The sequence below is a fragment of the Curtobacterium sp. VKM Ac-1376 genome, assembly GCF_015351025.1.
Taxonomy (GTDB): domain Bacteria; phylum Actinomycetota; class Actinomycetes; order Actinomycetales; family Microbacteriaceae; genus Curtobacterium.
Map to the genome: position 1 here is coordinate 115,857 of NZ_JADKRV010000004.1, position 14,633 is coordinate 130,489.

Consider the following 14,633-nt stretch of genomic DNA (forward strand, 5'->3'; position numbering starts at 1 on the left):
GTGACCCGTGCCTGAAGGCGACACCGTGTACCGGGCTGCCCGCCGCCTGCACACCGCGCTGGCGGGGAAGGTCCTGACGAGGAGCGACTTCCGGGTGCCCGCCTTCGCGACCCTCGACCTGGTCGGCCGCACCGTGGACGAGGTGGTCCCGCGCGGCAAGCACCTACTGCACCGGATCGGGGACCTGACCGTGCACTCGCACCTCAAGATGGAGGGTCGGTGGGACGTCTGTGCGCCCGGCGACCGCTGGCGACGGCCGGCGCACCAGGCACGGGCGATCCTGGACGCCGAGGGGGTCTCGACCGTCGGCTTCGCGCTCGGGGTGCTCGAGGTCGTCCCCCGCGACCGGGAGTCCGAGGTCGTCGGACACCTGGGGCCCGACCTGCTCGGCCCCGACTGGGACGCCGACCTCGCGCTCGCCAACCTGATGCAGGACCCTGAGCGTCCGGTCGGGCTGGCGCTGCTCGACCAGCGGGTGCTCGCCGGGCTCGGCAACGTGTACCGGAACGAACTCTGCTTCCTGCGCGGCGTACTGCCGACGCGTCCGGTGGGACAGGTCCCCGACCCGGCGCGGACGATCACGCTCGCCAGCCGACTGATCCTGGCGAACCGCGACCGCAGTGCCCGGGTGACCACCGGCGTCGACCGCCCGGGCCGGCGGTTCTGGGTCTACGGCCGCGCTGGCAAGCCGTGTCTGCGGTGCGGGACCCCGATCCGACACGGCGAACTCGGCGACTCCGAGCTCACCCTGCGCGACACCTACTGGTGTCCGCGCTGTCAGACCTAGCCGGAGACCTCCCTCAGGCCGCGGATGCGGAGCGGCCGGGGAGCGTCCGACGGCGGAGTGCAGGGTCGAGGACGGCTGGCGGGTCGTACTGCTGGTCGAGCCGCCCGACGTCGGTCCCCGGTGGGACGATCGCGTCGATGCGGTCGAGCACGTCGTCGGTGAGTGCCACGTCGACGCCCGCGAGCAGGTCCTCGAGCTGCTCCATCGAGCGCGGTCCGATCAACGCACTCGTGACCCCGGGGTGCGCGATCGCGAACGCCATCGCCAGGTGGGTCATCGGGATCCCGGTGTCCTCGGAGAGCGCGATCACCTGCTCCACGGCGTCGATCCGGCGCTCGTCGCTGTTGTGCCGGAACATCTGCACGCGTGCGAGGTCGGACTCCTGTCCCCGGCGGAACCGCCCCGTGAGCATGCCGCCGGCGAGGGGACTCCAGACCAGTGCGCCCATCCCGTACCGCTGCACGACCGGGAGCACCTCGCGCTCGATGCCGCGGTTGAGGATCGAGTAGGTGGGCTGCTCGCTGCGGAAACGCTCGAGGCCGCGGCGCTCGGAGGTCCACTGCGCCTCGACCTGCATCGACGCCGGGAAGTCCGACGAGCCGATCGCTCGCACCTTGCCGCTCCGGACCAGGTCGGTGAGGGCGGACAGGGTCTCCTCGAGGTCGACGGTGTCGTCCGGCCGGTGCGCCTGGTACAGGTCGATGTGATCGGTCTGCAGGCGGCGCAGCGAGTCCTCGACCGCGGTCGTGATCCAGCGACGGGAGTTGCCGCGACGGTTCGGGTCGTCACCCATCGGGCCGTTGAACTTGGTGGCGAGGACGACGTCGTCGCGCCGCCCCTTGAGCGCCTTGCCGATCAGGGTCTCGGACCCGCCCTGCGAGTAGCGGTCTGCGGTGTCGATGATGTTGATGCCGGCGTCGAGCGCCCGGTGGACGATGCGGATGGAGTCCTGCTCGTCACCGTTGCCGATACGGCCGTCGGTGCCGAGCATCATCGCGCCGAGTGCGAACGGGCTGACCTGGATGCCGGTGCGGCCGAGGGTGCGGTACTGCATGTGCGTTCCTCCTGTCGATGGCGCTCCGGTGCACGGTGCCGTACTGTGGCCCGAAGTGGAACGCTCTTCCGGAACTATACGGAATGGCTTTCCGCTTACGCAAGAGGAGGATCCATGCGCGCCGACGCCCGTCGCAACGCCGACGCCCTGACCGACGCCGCCAAGGCCGTCTTTGCCAGTGACGGCGTCGATGCGCCCGCCAAGGTGATCGCAGAGCGGGCCGGAGTGGGCGTGGGCACGCTCTACCGACACTTCCCGCAGCGCTCGGATCTGGTCGTCGCAGTGTTCCAACAGGCCGTGGACACCTGCGCCGACGCCGCCGCCGAGCTCGCGGCGACCGCGGCCCCGGACGACGCCCTTGCCCTTTGGCTGCAACGGTTCACCGAGTTCGTCGCGACGAAGCGTGGGCTCGCCGCGGCGCTGCACTCCGGCGATCCGGCATTCGAAGCGCTGCCCGGGTACTTCCTCGGGCGACTCGGGGACGCCCTCACCGGCCTGCTCTCGGCAGCGGTCGAGGCGGGCACCATCCGGGCGGACGTCGATGCTCCACAGCTCCTCCGCGCCGTGGCGGACCTGTGCCACGGCGCACCCACCACCGAGCAGAGCCAACTCCTGGTCGGCCTGCTCGTCGACGGGCTCCGGTACCGCGCGACGGGCTGATCCGTGTCAGCGGATCTGGTGCAGTCGCTCCGCCGCGGTCGACCGGACGGCCTCGGTCACCCGTTCGAGCAGCGGTGACGCGAGGTTCCAGCGCTGCCACCACAGGGCGACGTCGGCGTGACGACCGGGGGCGAGTTCCACGAGGGCGCCGCGCTCGATCGCTCCGAGGCACTGGGCCTCGGGCAGCAGCCCCCATCCGAACCCGAGCGTGACCGCATGGGCGAAGTCGGCGGAGGTGGGCACGAAGTGGCGCGGCCCGCCGGGGGCGTGCCCGAGCACCTGGCGCAGGTACCCCTGCTGCAGGTCGTCGTCGCGGTCGTAGTCGACGAGCGGGACCTGATCGAGCCGCCGGAGCATCCGCCGTTCGGTCCCGGTGTCGCCGAGGTAGCGGGCGACGAACCCCGGCGATGCCACGGCCCGGTACCGGTCGATGCCGAGCGGCACGGACGAGCAGCCCTGCACGGGGTCCGCCTCGGCCGTCACCGCACCCATCACCGTGCCGGCACGCAGGAGTTCGGCGGTGCGGTCCTGGTCCTCGCGGTGCAGGTCGAAGACCACCTCGGTGTCGGCCCGGACGAGGGCGAGGGCGTCGAGGAACCAGGTGGCGAGCGAGTCGGCGTTCACGGCAAGCGGGATCGACGGCACGACCGAGCCCCCACCACCGAGGGCGCGCGTGGTCTCCTCGTCGAGCAGGCGCACCTGCCGCGCGTGCCGCAGGACCACCTCGCCGTCGGCGGTCGGCCGCACCGGGGTGGTGCGCTGGAGCAGCACGCGGCCGACCTGCTGTTCCATCGACTTGATCCGCTGCGACACGGCGGACGGCGTGATCGACAGCGCGCGGGCCGCAGCGTCGAGGGTGCCGTGGTCGACCGCGGCCAAGAGCGTCTCGAGGTGTTCGCGCTGGAACCGGGGCATGCAGCTGAGCTTACGGTGCTGCAGGAAGATGAGCTGTACTGCACGCTCGTCGCGCTCTAGCGTCGGTGGGGTGACCGATCTCCTCCCACTGCTCTCGGGCCTCGGCACGGGACTCGCCCTGATCGTCGCGATCGGTGCGCAGAACACCTACCTGCTCCGGCTCGCCGTCAGCGCGGGGCTCCGGGTCGTGGCGGCCGCGGTCGTGCTGTGTGCCGCCTCGGACGCGCTGCTCATCGTCGCGGGGGTGCTCGGGGTCGGCGCCGTGGTCGAGCGGTTCCCCGTCGCGCTCCTGGTGATCCGGTTCATCGGTGCCGCGTTCCTGCTCACCTACGGGGTGCTCGCGGCGCGGCGGGCGCTGCGGCCCTCGGGGGACGCGATGCGGGTGGCCGACGGGGCGGCGGACGACGGGGTGGTGGGCTCCGGCGCGGACGCGGGCGCGGGCGCGGGGGCCAGCGCGACCACCGGCACGGCGTCGGCGGCGGGGCGGACGCGCACCGTGCCTCCCGGCCAGGTGGTGACCATGCGGAAGGCCGTGCTGACCATGCTCGTCTTCACGTGGGCCAACCCGCACGTCTACCTGGACACGCTGGTGTTCCTCGGGTCGGTCGCGAACCAGCGGGGCCCGGACGACCGCTGGCTCTGGACGGTCGGCGCGGTCGCGGCGAGCTGCCTGTGGTTCGGTGCGCTCGGGTTCGGCGGGCGGCTGCTGCGGCCGCTGTTCGAGAAGCCGCTGACGTGGCGGGTGTTCGACGGTCTGGTCGCCGTGGTGATGCTCGCCTTCGGCGTCCTGCTGGTCGTCGGGGCCTAGCGCACCACGAAACGGACACAGCACCACGCGACGACGCGGTGCTGTGTCCGGAACCTGGTTCCGGCGGGAACGGGAACGGGAACGGGAGCGCCCCCTACTGCAGGCCCTTGCCGACGCGGCTGTTGCGGCGGCTGTAGCCGAAGTAGATCGCGAACCCGATGACGAGCCAGATGACGAACCGGAGCCAGGTCTCGACCTCGAGGTTCAGCATCAACCAGAAGCACAGCACCGCCGACAGGATCGGGATCACGGGCGACCACGGCACGCGGAACGAGCGCGGCGCATCCGGACGGGACCTCCGCAGCACGATGATGCCGATCGACACCAGCACGAAGGCCGACAGGGTGCCGATGTTGATCATGCCCTCGAGCTTGTCCACGGCGGTGAAGCCGGCGAGCAGTGCGACGACGACCCCCGCGACGACCTGCACGCGGACCGGCGTCTGGGTCTTCGGGTTCGTCTTCGAGAACCAGCGCGGCAGCAGGCCGTCTCGGCTCATCGCGAAGACGATGCGGGACAGACCGAGCAGCAGCACCATGACGACGGTGGTCAGGCCGATCAGGGAGCCGATGGCGATGATGCCGGCGGCCCACGGCAGCCCGACGATGTCGAACGCCGACGCCAGGGACGGCGCCTTCTCCTCCGCCAGGCGCTGGTACGACACCATGCCCGTGATGACGATGCTGACCCCGACGTAGAGCAGCGTCACGATGCCGAGGCCGATGAAGATGCCGCGCGGCAGCGTCTTCTGCGGGTTCTCGGTCTCCTCCGCGCTGGTCGCGACGACGTCGAACCCGATGAAGGCGAAGAACACCAGGGATGCTGCGGCGAGGAGCCCGAAGACGCCGTACTGGGCGGGCTCGGAACCGGTGAACCAGGACACGAGCGACTGGGTCCAGACGCTGCCCTCGGCGCCCTTGGCGGGCTCGGACGGCGGGATGAACGGGGTGAAGTTCGCAGCCTTGACGAAGAACGCGCCCGCGACGATGACGAACACGACGATCGCGACCTTGATCACCGTGATGACGGCCGAGACCCGCGACGACAGGCGGGTACCGAAGGCGAGCAGCACCGTGAAGACCCCGACGATGAGCACCGGCCCCCAGGTGAACGGGATCGGGCCGAGCTCGATCGTGCTCGGCAGGGTCACGCCGAAGACGTCGAACGCGGTGCTGAGGTAGATGCCCCAGTACTTCGCGATCACGGCGCTCGCGGTCAGGGTCTCGAGGATCAGGTCCCACCCGACGATCCAGGCGAGCAGCTCGCCCATCGTGGCGTAGGTGAACGTGTACGCGGAGCCGGCGACGGGGATCGTCGAGGCGAACTCGGCGTAGCACATGATCGCCAGGCCGCAGGTGACGGCGGCGAGCAGGAACGAGATGATGACGCCGGGTCCGGCGAAGTTCGCGGCGGCGTTCGCGCCGACCGAGAAGATGCCGGCGCCGACGGCGACCGCGATGCCCATCGCCGCGATGTCGAACGTCTTGAGGGAGCGTTTCAGGGACCTGCCCTGCTCCTCGGAATCGGCCAGGGAGGCCTCGATCGACTTGATGCGGAGCTTCGGTGCCATGGGTGGATCCCGTCATCGGCTGGCGGCGGACCCCGCGAGAGTACTGGTGTACCAGCCCGTCACGCAAACAGCGCGCATGCACGGCCCACGTCAGCACGTGGTGCCGGACGCGGCCAGGAGGCCCGGGTCGGCTCAGACGGACCGGCGCCAGTCCCGCAGGAACCGCGCTCCGGCCTCGTCGTGGATCACACCGTCGGGTGCGGTGAGCACCTCGTACGGCGTGGTCGGGACGCCGTCGGCGGGACGCACGTCGACGTGCGCGACGTCGTGACCGTGCGCGTGCAGCCAGTCGGCCATGGCGTAGTCGCTGCGGGAGTCGCCCATGGTGCGCCAGGCGATCGGGAGTTCGCCGTCCTGGCCGAGGAGCTCGAGGGAGCGCTCGGCACCGAGGTCCTTGCCGCTGCGGTCGGACTCGACGTCGGTCGAGATGATCGTCGGGTCGATCCGCCACTGCACGGCACCGTCGGCGTCGGGTCGCACGTCGTCGAGCCGGCGCACGCCGAGGCCGCGGCGCTCGAGGGCTGCCATCGCCTTCGCGTCGAACTCCGGCTGGCGGGCGAGGTACGTGGCGTTCGGCACCTCGACGCGCTGCTCGATGGACACCATCGCGCGCTTGGTCTCGTCGAAGAACACCAGGTCGGCGTACTCGGTGCGGACCAGCTCGCGCATCTCGTCGGCGTAGTCACGCGGGAGCGCCAGGTCCTCGGCGACGGTCAGCTCACCCATGCCGCCGTCGTACTGCGGGCCGATCGAGCACCACACGGCGCCCTTCTCGCAGACGGCGTGCACCCGGCCGCCCTCGGCGAGGCCACCGGCGAGCAGCGGACCGACGACCTCGGTGCGGATGAACGCGTCACTCCGTCCGGTGTTGAAGACGATCGGGATGCCCTCGGCGGCGAACGCCACGAGGTCCTCGACGATGCTCGGGATCGCGATCGTGCGGGAGACCGGACTGGCGATGGGTCCGTCGACGTCGAGCAGGAGACCGAGGCGGGGTGCGTTCACCCGACCATCCTCTCGCAGTCAGCTGCTGGGCGAGACGATCCGTCCGAGCACGCGGTCGATCAGGGTGGCCAGCGTCGCGGGATCCGGGACGTGCCCCTGACCCGGCACCTCGGTGTACTCGGAGCCGGGGACCGCCTCGACCACCGCGCGGGCCGCACCGCGCATCCACTCGAGGCCGTCGCCGCCCGCACCGACGAGCACGGGGACACCGACCGCTGCGGCGACCCGCTCGGGCACCGCGAGGCCGTTCATCACACGGACCTCGCGGCTGAGCACGTGGGCATCGACGACGAGGGACCGCCAGAGCGCCCCCTTCAGCCGGATCGCCGTGATCTGGCCCATCGGGATCCCGAGCACCTGCGCCAGGAACCCGCGCACGGCCTGGGCGCGACGGCCGGCGGCGACGTGCTCGTCGAGCAGGTCGGCGAAGACGACGTCGTCGGCGTGCGGGTCCACCGAGGCGCGGTACGGCGGCTCCCACAGGACGGCCCCGTCGACGGGGAGCCCGGTGGCGAGGCCGTGCAGGACGACACCGGCGCCGACGCAGATGCCGACGGCGGTGGTGGGCGCGCCGACGCTCTCGACGACGGCGCGGAGGTCGTCGACCTCGCGCTCGATCGACCACGGTGCCGTGTCGCCGCTGCCACCGCGGCCTCGCCGGTCGTAGGTCACGACCCGGTGGGCTGCGCCGAGCTCGGCGACCAGGCGGTCGACGTACGGGGTGCCTCGGTGGTCGAAGGCGCCGCCCACGACGACGACCGCCGGGCCGCTCCCTGCCTCGGACACGGCGATGGCGGTGCCGTCGGAGGAAACGACCGTTCGGTCGACGGGAGGGAGCATGGATTCCTTTGCGCGAGGTGGTCGACGGCGTTGCGTCGAGCCTCGGGCAGGCCGTGCGGGTACCGGTCTCCCGAGTGTCGCAGCCCCCGGTGCCGCTGTCTCCCCCCGCTTCGAGGGCAGAGCGCCCGGGAACGCCCCTCGGCGGTGCGGGCGGCGGAGCTGGTGACCGGCACCTGGACGGCGTCCGCTCGCCGCACGGTCGCCCCGCCAGCGGTCTCGGTAGATCTCCCGTCGGCGAGCACTTTGTACAAGTCAGACGAGCGCCGTCGTCCCGACCGACTCTCGTTCGAGCAGGGAGCGCTTCACGTCCAGCCCCCACGCGAAGCCGCCGAGCGTGCCGTCCGAGCGGAGCACCCGGTGGCACGGGACGAACAGTGCCGGGGCGTTCCGGGCGCAGACGCTCGCCGCTGCGCGGACCGCGTCGGGTCGCCCCATGGCCGCCGCGAAGCCGGTGTAGGTCAGGGTGCCGCCGGCCGGGATGCGCCGGAGCTGCCGCCACCCCTCGGTGAAGAGCTCGGTGCCGAACTGCCGTACGGGCACCTGCATCGCGTGCTCGACCTCGCCCGAGTAGAAGGCGTCGACCGCGTCCGCGGAGGCCACGACACCGTCGAGCACGCGGTCGGGCCGGTGCCGGTCGGTCAGGCGGCCGAGGATCCGGTCGAGGGAGTCGGTCCAGCCCGAAGCGAGGACGCGCCCCTCGGCATCTTCGAGCACGGTGAACGGCCCGTCGGGGGTGTCCAGGGTCTGGATGGTTGCGTCGGTCATCGGTCGTCCTTCCGGGAGTCCAGGGGTGCACGGTGTGCACGGACACCGGCGGTCGTGGTCATCGCGCGGTCGATGATCGGTCGCCAGCAGTGCATCGTGAGGTAGCTCCGCCAGGGGGCCACCTGCTCTGACCATAGGGAGAGCTCGCGCGCCGTACCGGGCAGCCCGAGTTCCTGTGCACCGTTCCGCACGGCGAGGTCACTGTGGAGGAAGATGTCGGGGTGGTGCCGGACCCGCAGCGCGACGTAGTCGGCCGTCCACGGCCCGATGCCCTTCACCGCGAGGAGTCCGGCGCGCAGGTCGCCGCGGGACTGCGCCCCGTCCACCACCAGGGACCCGTCGGCGAGCGCCGCGGCGACGCGCAGGATCGTGTCCACCCGCGCCGCCGGCCCGCGCAGGACCTCGTGCCCGCGCTCCGCGATGACCGCAGCGGGCGGGAACAGCAGCCCACCGGACAGGATCGCGTCGGGCACGCCCGCTCCGAGCGCTTCGACGAGCCGGGTCTGCGCCGTCCGTGCGGCCGCCACCGAGACCTGCTGCCCGATGAGGGTTCGGAACAGGACCTCGTGGGCGTCCACCGCCCCGGGCAACCGGAGGCCGGGCACCCGGGCGACGGGGCCGGCGAGCTCGGGCACGGCACTGAGGACGGCATCCACGGCGACGGGATCGGCGTCGAGGTCGAACAGCGAGCGGGCCCGCGCCACGAGCGCCGGCAGGTCGGCGAGGTCGGTGACCCGCACCCGCAGGTCGATCCCGGCGTCCCGCTCGGCCACGCCGGGGACGGCGGCCGACGCGCTGAACCAGCCAGGGCCTCCCGGCAGGCCCACCAGGCGTCCGTACGACACGACACGACCATCGGGGTCCACGTCCACCTGCTCGGTGCCCGGCAGGGCGTGCAACGCGTGCCAGTCGAGCAGGCCCTGCGCGTCGAAGGGCGCGCGGGCCGGCAGGTGCACGTGCAGTGCGCCGTCCACGCCACCCGTGCCGGGCCGCTCGCCCCGACCGCCGCGACCACCCCGCCGAGCGCGGAGTTCGGACGGGGTGACGGCGAAGACCTCGCGCACGGTGTCGTTGAACTGGCGGACGCTCGCGAACCCGGCGGCGAAGGCGACGTCCGTCATGGGCAGGTCCGACGACGTCAGCAGGGTCCGCGCCGTCTGCGCCCGGTGCGCCCGGCTGAGCGCCTTCGGGCCGGCGCCGAGTTCGGCGGTCATGATCCGGTTCAGCTGCCGCTCGGAGTACCCCACCCGCGCGGCGAGCCCGGGGACGCCGTCCCGTTCGACGACGCCGTCGAGGACCAGGCGCATGGCGCGGCCGGCGACGTCCTCGCGGAGGTCCCACTCCGGGCTGCCCGGGGTCGCCTCGGGCAGGCAGCGCTTGCAGGCGCGGAAGCCGGCGAGGTGTGCGGCGGCGCTCGTGCGGAAGAAGGTGACGCCGGTGATCCTCGGTGTGCGGGCGGGGCAGCTCGGCCGGCAGTAGATGCCGGTGGAGTGCACGGCGGTGACGAACTGACCGTCGAAGCGTGCGTCGCGCGACGCGACCGCGCGGTGCCGCTCGGCGTGCAGCGCGTCGGTCTCCGGCATGGTCATGCACTCAGCCTGACACGCGCCCCCGACGCCGACCGGCGGGAATCGGACGGAGCAGTGCACGGCCGGGAGGCGCGGATACCGTGGTCCGGATGACCCTCGCTGACGACGTGGCCGGCCTCGACGACCTGCCGTTCCGGACCGACGTGGAGATCGCACTGCTGCTCGTCTCGCGACGGCACCGCTACGAGGGGCGGCCTGCTGACGGCGCGCTGCCGGTCCGACCGACGGACCCGGACGAGCTGCGCGACCGGATCGAGTTGCGCGCTGGTCTGGGGATCGTCGGCGATCGGTACTTCGCGTCACGGGCGCACGTGCACGCCTCCGTCACCCTCATCGGTCTGGAGGGACTCGAGGCAGCGGCCGCCGAGATCGGAGCACCCGTGGACCCGTCCGCGACCCGTCGGAACGTGTTCCTGCGCGGCGCCGACGTCGAGGCCCTGCGCGGCGGACCGTTCGCGCTGACGAGCACGAGCGGCGGCTCCGGTCCGGTCCGGTTCCGCGGGTACCGGCCGGCGAACCCGTGCGCGTGGATGGACCACGAGGTGGCGGCTGGCGCGTTCCGGGCGATGCGCGGCCGGGGCGGGGTCCGGTGCGACCCGGAGTCCGACGGCATCCTCGCCCTCGGCCCCGCGGTGCTCCGCACGGCCCGCCCCGCGGCGCTCGGCTGACGCGCTGCGTCAGGCGGTGAGCGCCTGCTCGATCGCGTCGACGAACGCCGGCAGGTCATCCGGCGTGCGCGAGGTGACGAAGCCGCCGTCGACCTGGACCTCCTGGTCGACCCACTCGGCACCGGCGTTCCGGACGTCGGTCTGCAGCGACGGGAACGACGTGATCGTCTTCCCGGGCAGGACTCCGGCCTCGACCAGCGCCCACGGACCGTGGCAGATCGCCGCGACCGGCTTGTTCGCCTCGACGAAGGCCTTCACGAGCGAGATCGCCGAGTTGTCCTGACGCAGGGTGTCGGCGTTGATGGTGCCGCCGGGGATGACGAGGGCGTCGAACCCGGTCACGTTGACACCGGCGATGGTGGTGTCAGGTTCGAGGGACTTGCCGGGGTCCTTGTCGCCGACGAGGGTGTCGATCGATCCGGACTGCTGGGCCGCGACCGTCACGATCGCACCGCGCTCGCGGAGCTGCTCGGTGGGGACGACGATCTCGTCCTGCTCCACCCCGTAGTTCGTCGCGATGACGAGGACCTTCTTGCCGTCGAGGGTTGCCATGGTGGTCGCTCCTTCCGCGGCCCGGTCGTTCCGGCCGCACACCCGAGCGTCGTCGGGGCCGGCTGGGCAGGCGTGGAGGAGCGGCTCGGGGCCCGGTCGGGTGGTCGCGACACCCCGCTCACGTCCGCCGGGTGGTCACGAAGTGTCGCCTGGCGGCGGCGCAGCCGACGGTTCCTGACCACTCGGCGCAGGCCGCGCGGGTGTCCTGACCGGCTGGCAGGCGGCCGACGGGGCGTGCAGGACGGGCGCCGCGCTCAGCCGCGGATGCGGAAGGCGTCGCCGTCGCGCTCGACGGTGAGCCCGTCGTACCCGTGGACCCGGTGCAGGCCGGCCGTCACGGGGTCCTCGAGCGGACCGACGACGACGGTGGTGGCGCCGGAGGCGATCGCGGACTCGAGCCCGGCGGGGGCGTCCTCGAACGCCACGCAATCGGCGGCGTCGACGCCGAGCAGCGCCGCGCCGCGCAGGTACCCGTCGGGGTGCGGCTTACCCTGCTCGACGTCCTCGGACGGCACGAACGCCGCCGGCACCGCGAACCCCGCGGCGACCATCCGGCTCGCGGCGAGGTCGCGCGGCGCACTCGTCACGAGCGCCACCGGGACACCGACGTCGACGAGCCGCTGCACGAAGGCGACGGCGCCGGGGATCTCGGAGATGCCCTCGGTGTTCGCGCTCTCCTCGGCGACCAGCTCGGCGGCGATCCGCTGCTGCTCGGCGAGGGGCAGGTCGGGCAGGAAGCGCCGCAGGGTGTCGATCGCCTGCCGTCCGTGCGAGAACGCGAGGATGTCGGCCGGATCGATGTCCCGCGCCTGGCCGAAGCGGGTCCAGGTGGCCTCGACCACCGCGGTCGAGTCGACGAGGGTCCCGTCCATGTCGAAGAGGACCCCGGACGCCACGATGTCGATCACGCGCCCGACCCTAGCCCACCGCACCGGACCGCACCGCACCCGCACCCGCACCGAGTGTGCAGAAGACGTCGAGTCAGCGCGCGGGAGCCGACGTCTTCTCCTCACTCGATGGAAGAGCGCGCTCGGACGTACCGCGTCAGCAGCACGTCGCCCGCGCCGCGCAGCACGTGGACCGGCCGCATCCGCCGGAGCTCCGGGGACGCACCGCTGGCGATGCGGGGGCCGGCGCCACCCTCGAGCGACGGGTCGATCGTCAGGGTCAGCTCGTCGACGGCATCAGCCGCGATGAGCGCCCCGAGGAACGACGGACCGCCCTCGCAGTGGATCGTGCCGAGGCCACGTTCCGCCAGGGCACGGCGGACCAGCCCGACGTCCACCGAGTCCGGGTCCGAATGCGCGCTGCACGCCACAACGTCCGCGACCTCGGCCAGCGCACGACCGCGTGCGGACGCCGCCGCCGACACCGACGCCGACGTCAGCACGATCGGCCGGACCGGTGCCTCGGTGAACACCCTCGACGACGGATCGAGCGACAGGGAGCCCGTCACGATCGCGAAGACCGGGTGGTCGGGCTTGCCGTGCGCGCGTCGCCAGGTCACGTCGGCGTCGTGCAGGACCATCGGCCCGTACCCCTCGTCGCGGACGGTGCCGGCGGCGACGAGCACGACGTCGGCGACCCGGCGGAGCAGGTCGAACACACGAAGGTCGTCGTCGCCGCCGAGCGACCCCGACAGCCCACCGGCCGAGGCGGACCCGTCGAGGGTCGCGACGAAGTTCACCCGCAACCAGGGCTCCCCGGCCCCGGCGGTGTAGAGCCCGATCAGGTCCTCGTCGGACAGGTCGGCGATCGTGGGGGGCAGGACGTTCACGTGTTGTGCCTCGATTCCACCGGTGCCCGCCACCCGAGCGTGGCCTCGACCATGCGCATCGCGTCGACGCTCTCGGCGACGTCGTGCATCCGGACGATCCGGGCACCGAGCATCGCGCTCACGGTCGCGACGGCGAGGGACCCGGAGAGTCGTCCGCCACGGGGGCGTCCGAGCGACTCCCCCACGAAGTCCTTGTTCGACACGGCCGCGAGCACCGGGTACCCGAGCGCGACGACCTCGGGCAGCCGCCGGGTGAGTTCGAGCGTGTGCACGGTGTTCTTGTGCAGGTCGTGCCCCGGGTCGACGATGATCCGTGACTCCGGGATGCCCGCGGCGAGCGCCCGGTCGATCCGTTCGCGCAGGAACGCGACGACCTCGCCCGCGATGTCGTCGTAGTGCGGGGGCGCAGGCAGCGGGCGCCGGGGTGCGGCGAGCGAGTGCGTGATGACGATCGTGGCGTCGGAGTCCGCGACGACGGCCGCCATCCGCGCGTCGGACAACCCGGTGGTGTCGTTCACGACGCTCGCACCCGCAGCGATGGCCGTGGCCGCGACCTCGGGTCGGAAGGTGTCGACGCTGATGACGACGTCGGACTCCTGCGACAGCTGGGCGACGACGGGGACGACGCGGTCGATCTCGTCGGACGCGGGCAGCTCCGGCCCGGGGGCGAACTTCACACCGCCGATGTCCACCCAGTCGGCGCCCTGCTCGGCGGCGCGGACCGCGGCCGCGACTGCCCGGTCGAGCTCGAAGGTGGCCCCGCGGTCATGGAACGAGTCGGGGGTGCGGTTCACGATCGCCATGACGGCGATGCGGCGGTCGAAGTCGATGGTGCGGCGTCCGAGCGTGCGGACCGGGTGGCGCAGGTCCGGCACGACCCAGCCGGGTCCGTCGGGGAGGCCCGTCATGCGTCCGCCCCGGTGCTCGCGCCGTGCCCGGCGTCGGTCCCACGCCCGGCGCCGATGAGCGCGATGGCCTCGGCCCGCCCCGCGACGTCGGCCAGCGATCCCGTCGCCGCCACCGTCACGGTCGTCGAACCGGTCTGCCGCTCCCCACGGGTCGTCACGCACTGGTGCTGCGCGTCCAGGACCACGAGGACTCCCTCGGCGCCGAGCCCCTCGGCGATCGTCGCGGCGACCTGTTCGCCGAGCCGCTCCTGCAGCTGCGGACGCGACGCCACGGCGTCGAGCACGCGGGCGAGGGTGCCGAGTCCGATCAGGCGGTCGCCCGGCGCGTAGGCCAGGTGCGCGACCCCGAGGAACGGCAGCAGGTGGTGTTCGCAGACGGACCGGAACTCCACGTCGCGGACGATGACGAGCCGGCCGCGCTCGCCGTCCTCGGCGTGCACGGTGCCCTCGCGGGCGATGGCCACGGCGTCCGTGCCGATGCCGGAGAAGAACTCGGCGTACGAGTCGGCGACCCGAGCGGGCGTGCGTTCGAGTTCGGGGCGATCGGGATCCTCGCCGATGCCGAGCAGGAGTTCGCGCACGGCGGCCTCGACGCGGGCACGGTCCATGCGTGACATCACCCGCCCATCCAACACCAGCCATGGCCGGAGAACGCGAGCGCGGGCACAGCGTGACGTCCCCCGGAGACGCAGGCCGAGCCTCCCGGACGAACGTGAGTCCTGTGCGGATCCCGTG

At 72.6% G+C, this 14,633-nt stretch carries 16 protein-coding genes; 4 read left to right on the forward strand and 12 right to left on the reverse strand.

Going from position 1 to position 14,633, the window contains the following annotated elements; genetic code table 11:
- Positions 1-7 precede the first annotated feature (7 nt).
- A complete protein-coding gene (locus tag ITJ56_RS07265) occupies positions 8-787 on the forward strand; it encodes an Fpg/Nei family DNA glycosylase (protein WP_194629170.1) in 780 nt (259 codons plus the stop codon).
- A gap of 13 nt (positions 788-800) precedes the next feature.
- On the opposite strand, the gene ITJ56_RS07270 is transcribed toward ITJ56_RS07265, so the two are convergent.
- Positions 801-1,841 carry an aldo/keto reductase gene (locus tag ITJ56_RS07270; RefSeq protein WP_194629171.1) on the reverse strand — a complete coding sequence of 347 codons (1,041 nt, stop codon included), beginning with the start codon at positions 1,839-1,841 and terminating at the stop codon, positions 801-803.
- Positions 1,842-1,955: 114 nt separating this feature from the next.
- Here ITJ56_RS07270 and ITJ56_RS07275 point away from each other — a divergent pair, with 114 nt between their 5' ends.
- Entirely contained in the window at positions 1,956-2,501 is a 546-nt protein-coding gene (locus ITJ56_RS07275; RefSeq protein ID WP_194629173.1) for a TetR/AcrR family transcriptional regulator, read from the forward strand.
- 6 nt (positions 2,502-2,507) lie between these two features.
- On the opposite strand, the gene ITJ56_RS07280 is transcribed toward ITJ56_RS07275, so the two are convergent.
- Complete coding sequence (locus tag ITJ56_RS07280) at positions 2,508-3,416, reverse strand: LysR family transcriptional regulator ArgP (protein WP_194629174.1); 909 nt, start codon at positions 3,414-3,416, stop codon at positions 2,508-2,510.
- 70 nt (positions 3,417-3,486) lie between these two features.
- Here ITJ56_RS07280 and ITJ56_RS07285 point away from each other — a divergent pair, with 70 nt between their 5' ends.
- Complete coding sequence (locus ITJ56_RS07285; protein WP_194629176.1) at positions 3,487-4,224, forward strand: LysE/ArgO family amino acid transporter; 738 nt, start codon at positions 3,487-3,489, stop codon at positions 4,222-4,224.
- Between the two features lie 94 nt (positions 4,225-4,318).
- Here ITJ56_RS07285 and ITJ56_RS07290 read toward each other — a convergent pair whose 3' ends face one another.
- The 5 genes from ITJ56_RS07290 to ITJ56_RS07310 all read right to left on the reverse strand — a co-directional run bounded on the left by ITJ56_RS07290 (position 4,319) and on the right by ITJ56_RS07310 (position 9,987).
- Positions 4,319-5,794 (reverse strand): APC family permease, encoded by a 1,476-nt coding sequence (locus ITJ56_RS07290; RefSeq protein ID WP_194629178.1) that lies wholly within the window; start codon positions 5,792-5,794, stop codon positions 4,319-4,321.
- Between the two features lie 132 nt (positions 5,795-5,926).
- Entirely contained in the window at positions 5,927-6,799 is an 873-nt protein-coding gene (locus ITJ56_RS07295; RefSeq protein WP_194629180.1) for a hypothetical protein, read from the reverse strand.
- Positions 6,800-6,817: 18 nt separating this feature from the next.
- Entirely contained in the window at positions 6,818-7,639 is an 822-nt protein-coding gene (locus ITJ56_RS07300; RefSeq protein WP_194629182.1) for an alpha/beta fold hydrolase, read from the reverse strand.
- Positions 7,640-7,891: 252 nt separating this feature from the next.
- On the reverse strand, positions 7,892-8,404 hold the full coding sequence (locus tag ITJ56_RS07305; protein WP_194629184.1) for a methylated-DNA--[protein]-cysteine S-methyltransferase: 513 nt from the start codon (positions 8,402-8,404) through the stop codon (positions 7,892-7,894).
- Complete coding sequence (locus tag ITJ56_RS07310) at positions 8,401-9,987, reverse strand: Ada metal-binding domain-containing protein (RefSeq protein ID WP_416354760.1); 1,587 nt, start codon at positions 9,985-9,987, stop codon at positions 8,401-8,403. The genes ITJ56_RS07305 and ITJ56_RS07310 overlap by 4 nt, the downstream gene beginning before the upstream one ends.
- Positions 9,988-10,082: 95 nt before the next feature.
- On the opposite strand from ITJ56_RS07310, the gene ITJ56_RS07315 reads away from it, so the two are divergent.
- On the forward strand, positions 10,083-10,661 hold the full coding sequence (locus ITJ56_RS07315; protein ID WP_194629188.1) for a molybdenum cofactor biosysynthesis protein: 579 nt from the start codon (positions 10,083-10,085) through the stop codon (positions 10,659-10,661).
- A gap of 9 nt (positions 10,662-10,670) precedes the next feature.
- Here the strand turns inward: ITJ56_RS07315 and ITJ56_RS07320 are convergent, their stop codons facing one another.
- From ITJ56_RS07320 to folE, 5 genes are all read right to left on the reverse strand, one after another.
- Complete coding sequence (locus tag ITJ56_RS07320) at positions 10,671-11,213, reverse strand: type 1 glutamine amidotransferase domain-containing protein (protein ID WP_194629190.1); 543 nt, start codon at positions 11,211-11,213, stop codon at positions 10,671-10,673.
- 254 nt (positions 11,214-11,467) lie between these two features.
- On the reverse strand, positions 11,468-12,121 hold the full coding sequence (locus ITJ56_RS07325) for an HAD-IA family hydrolase (RefSeq protein WP_194629192.1): 654 nt from the start codon (positions 12,119-12,121) through the stop codon (positions 11,468-11,470).
- Positions 12,122-12,222: 101 nt separating this feature from the next.
- A complete protein-coding gene (locus tag ITJ56_RS07330) occupies positions 12,223-12,990 on the reverse strand; it encodes a pyrimidine reductase family protein (RefSeq protein ID WP_323749747.1) in 768 nt (255 codons plus the stop codon).
- A complete protein-coding gene (gene folP / locus ITJ56_RS07335) occupies positions 12,987-13,898 on the reverse strand; it encodes a dihydropteroate synthase (protein ID WP_194629193.1) in 912 nt (303 codons plus the stop codon). The genes ITJ56_RS07330 and folP overlap by 4 nt, the downstream gene beginning before the upstream one ends.
- The gene (gene folE / locus ITJ56_RS07340; RefSeq protein ID WP_194629195.1) at positions 13,895-14,515 is read right to left on the reverse strand and encodes a GTP cyclohydrolase I; all 621 of its coding nucleotides are present in this window, start codon (positions 14,513-14,515) and stop codon (positions 13,895-13,897) included. The genes folP and folE overlap by 4 nt, the downstream gene beginning before the upstream one ends.
- Positions 14,516-14,633: the final 118 nt, after the last annotated feature.

What these genes read in the sequence shown, in the direction of transcription:
- ITJ56_RS07315 (WP_194629188.1), top strand. Translation starts at nt 10,083, where the DNA reads ATGACCCTCGCTGACGACGTGGCCGGCCTCGACGACCTGCCGTTCCGG.
- ITJ56_RS07275 (WP_194629173.1), top strand. Translation starts at nt 1,956, where the DNA reads ATGCGCGCCGACGCCCGTCGCAACGCCGACGCCCTGACCGACGCCGCC.
- ITJ56_RS07280 (WP_194629174.1), bottom strand. Translation starts at nt 3,416, where the DNA reads ATGCCCCGGTTCCAGCGCGAACACCTCGAGACGCTCTTGGCCGCGGTC.
- ITJ56_RS07300 (WP_194629182.1), bottom strand. Translation starts at nt 7,639, where the DNA reads ATGCTCCCTCCCGTCGACCGAACGGTCGTTTCCTCCGACGGCACCGCC.
- ITJ56_RS07290 (WP_194629178.1), bottom strand. Translation starts at nt 5,794, where the DNA reads ATGGCACCGAAGCTCCGCATCAAGTCGATCGAGGCCTCCCTGGCCGAT.
- folE (WP_194629195.1), bottom strand. Translation starts at nt 14,515, where the DNA reads ATGTCACGCATGGACCGTGCCCGCGTCGAGGCCGCCGTGCGCGAACTC.
- folP (WP_194629193.1), bottom strand. Translation starts at nt 13,898, where the DNA reads ATGACGGGCCTCCCCGACGGACCCGGCTGGGTCGTGCCGGACCTGCGC.
- ITJ56_RS07270 (WP_194629171.1), bottom strand. Translation starts at nt 1,841, where the DNA reads ATGCAGTACCGCACCCTCGGCCGCACCGGCATCCAGGTCAGCCCGTTC.
- ITJ56_RS07320 (WP_194629190.1), bottom strand. Translation starts at nt 11,213, where the DNA reads ATGGCAACCCTCGACGGCAAGAAGGTCCTCGTCATCGCGACGAACTAC.
- ITJ56_RS07310 (WP_416354760.1), bottom strand. Translation starts at nt 9,987, where the DNA reads ATGCCGGAGACCGACGCGCTGCACGCCGAGCGGCACCGCGCGGTCGCG.
- ITJ56_RS07305 (WP_194629184.1), bottom strand. Translation starts at nt 8,404, where the DNA reads ATGACCGACGCAACCATCCAGACCCTGGACACCCCCGACGGGCCGTTC.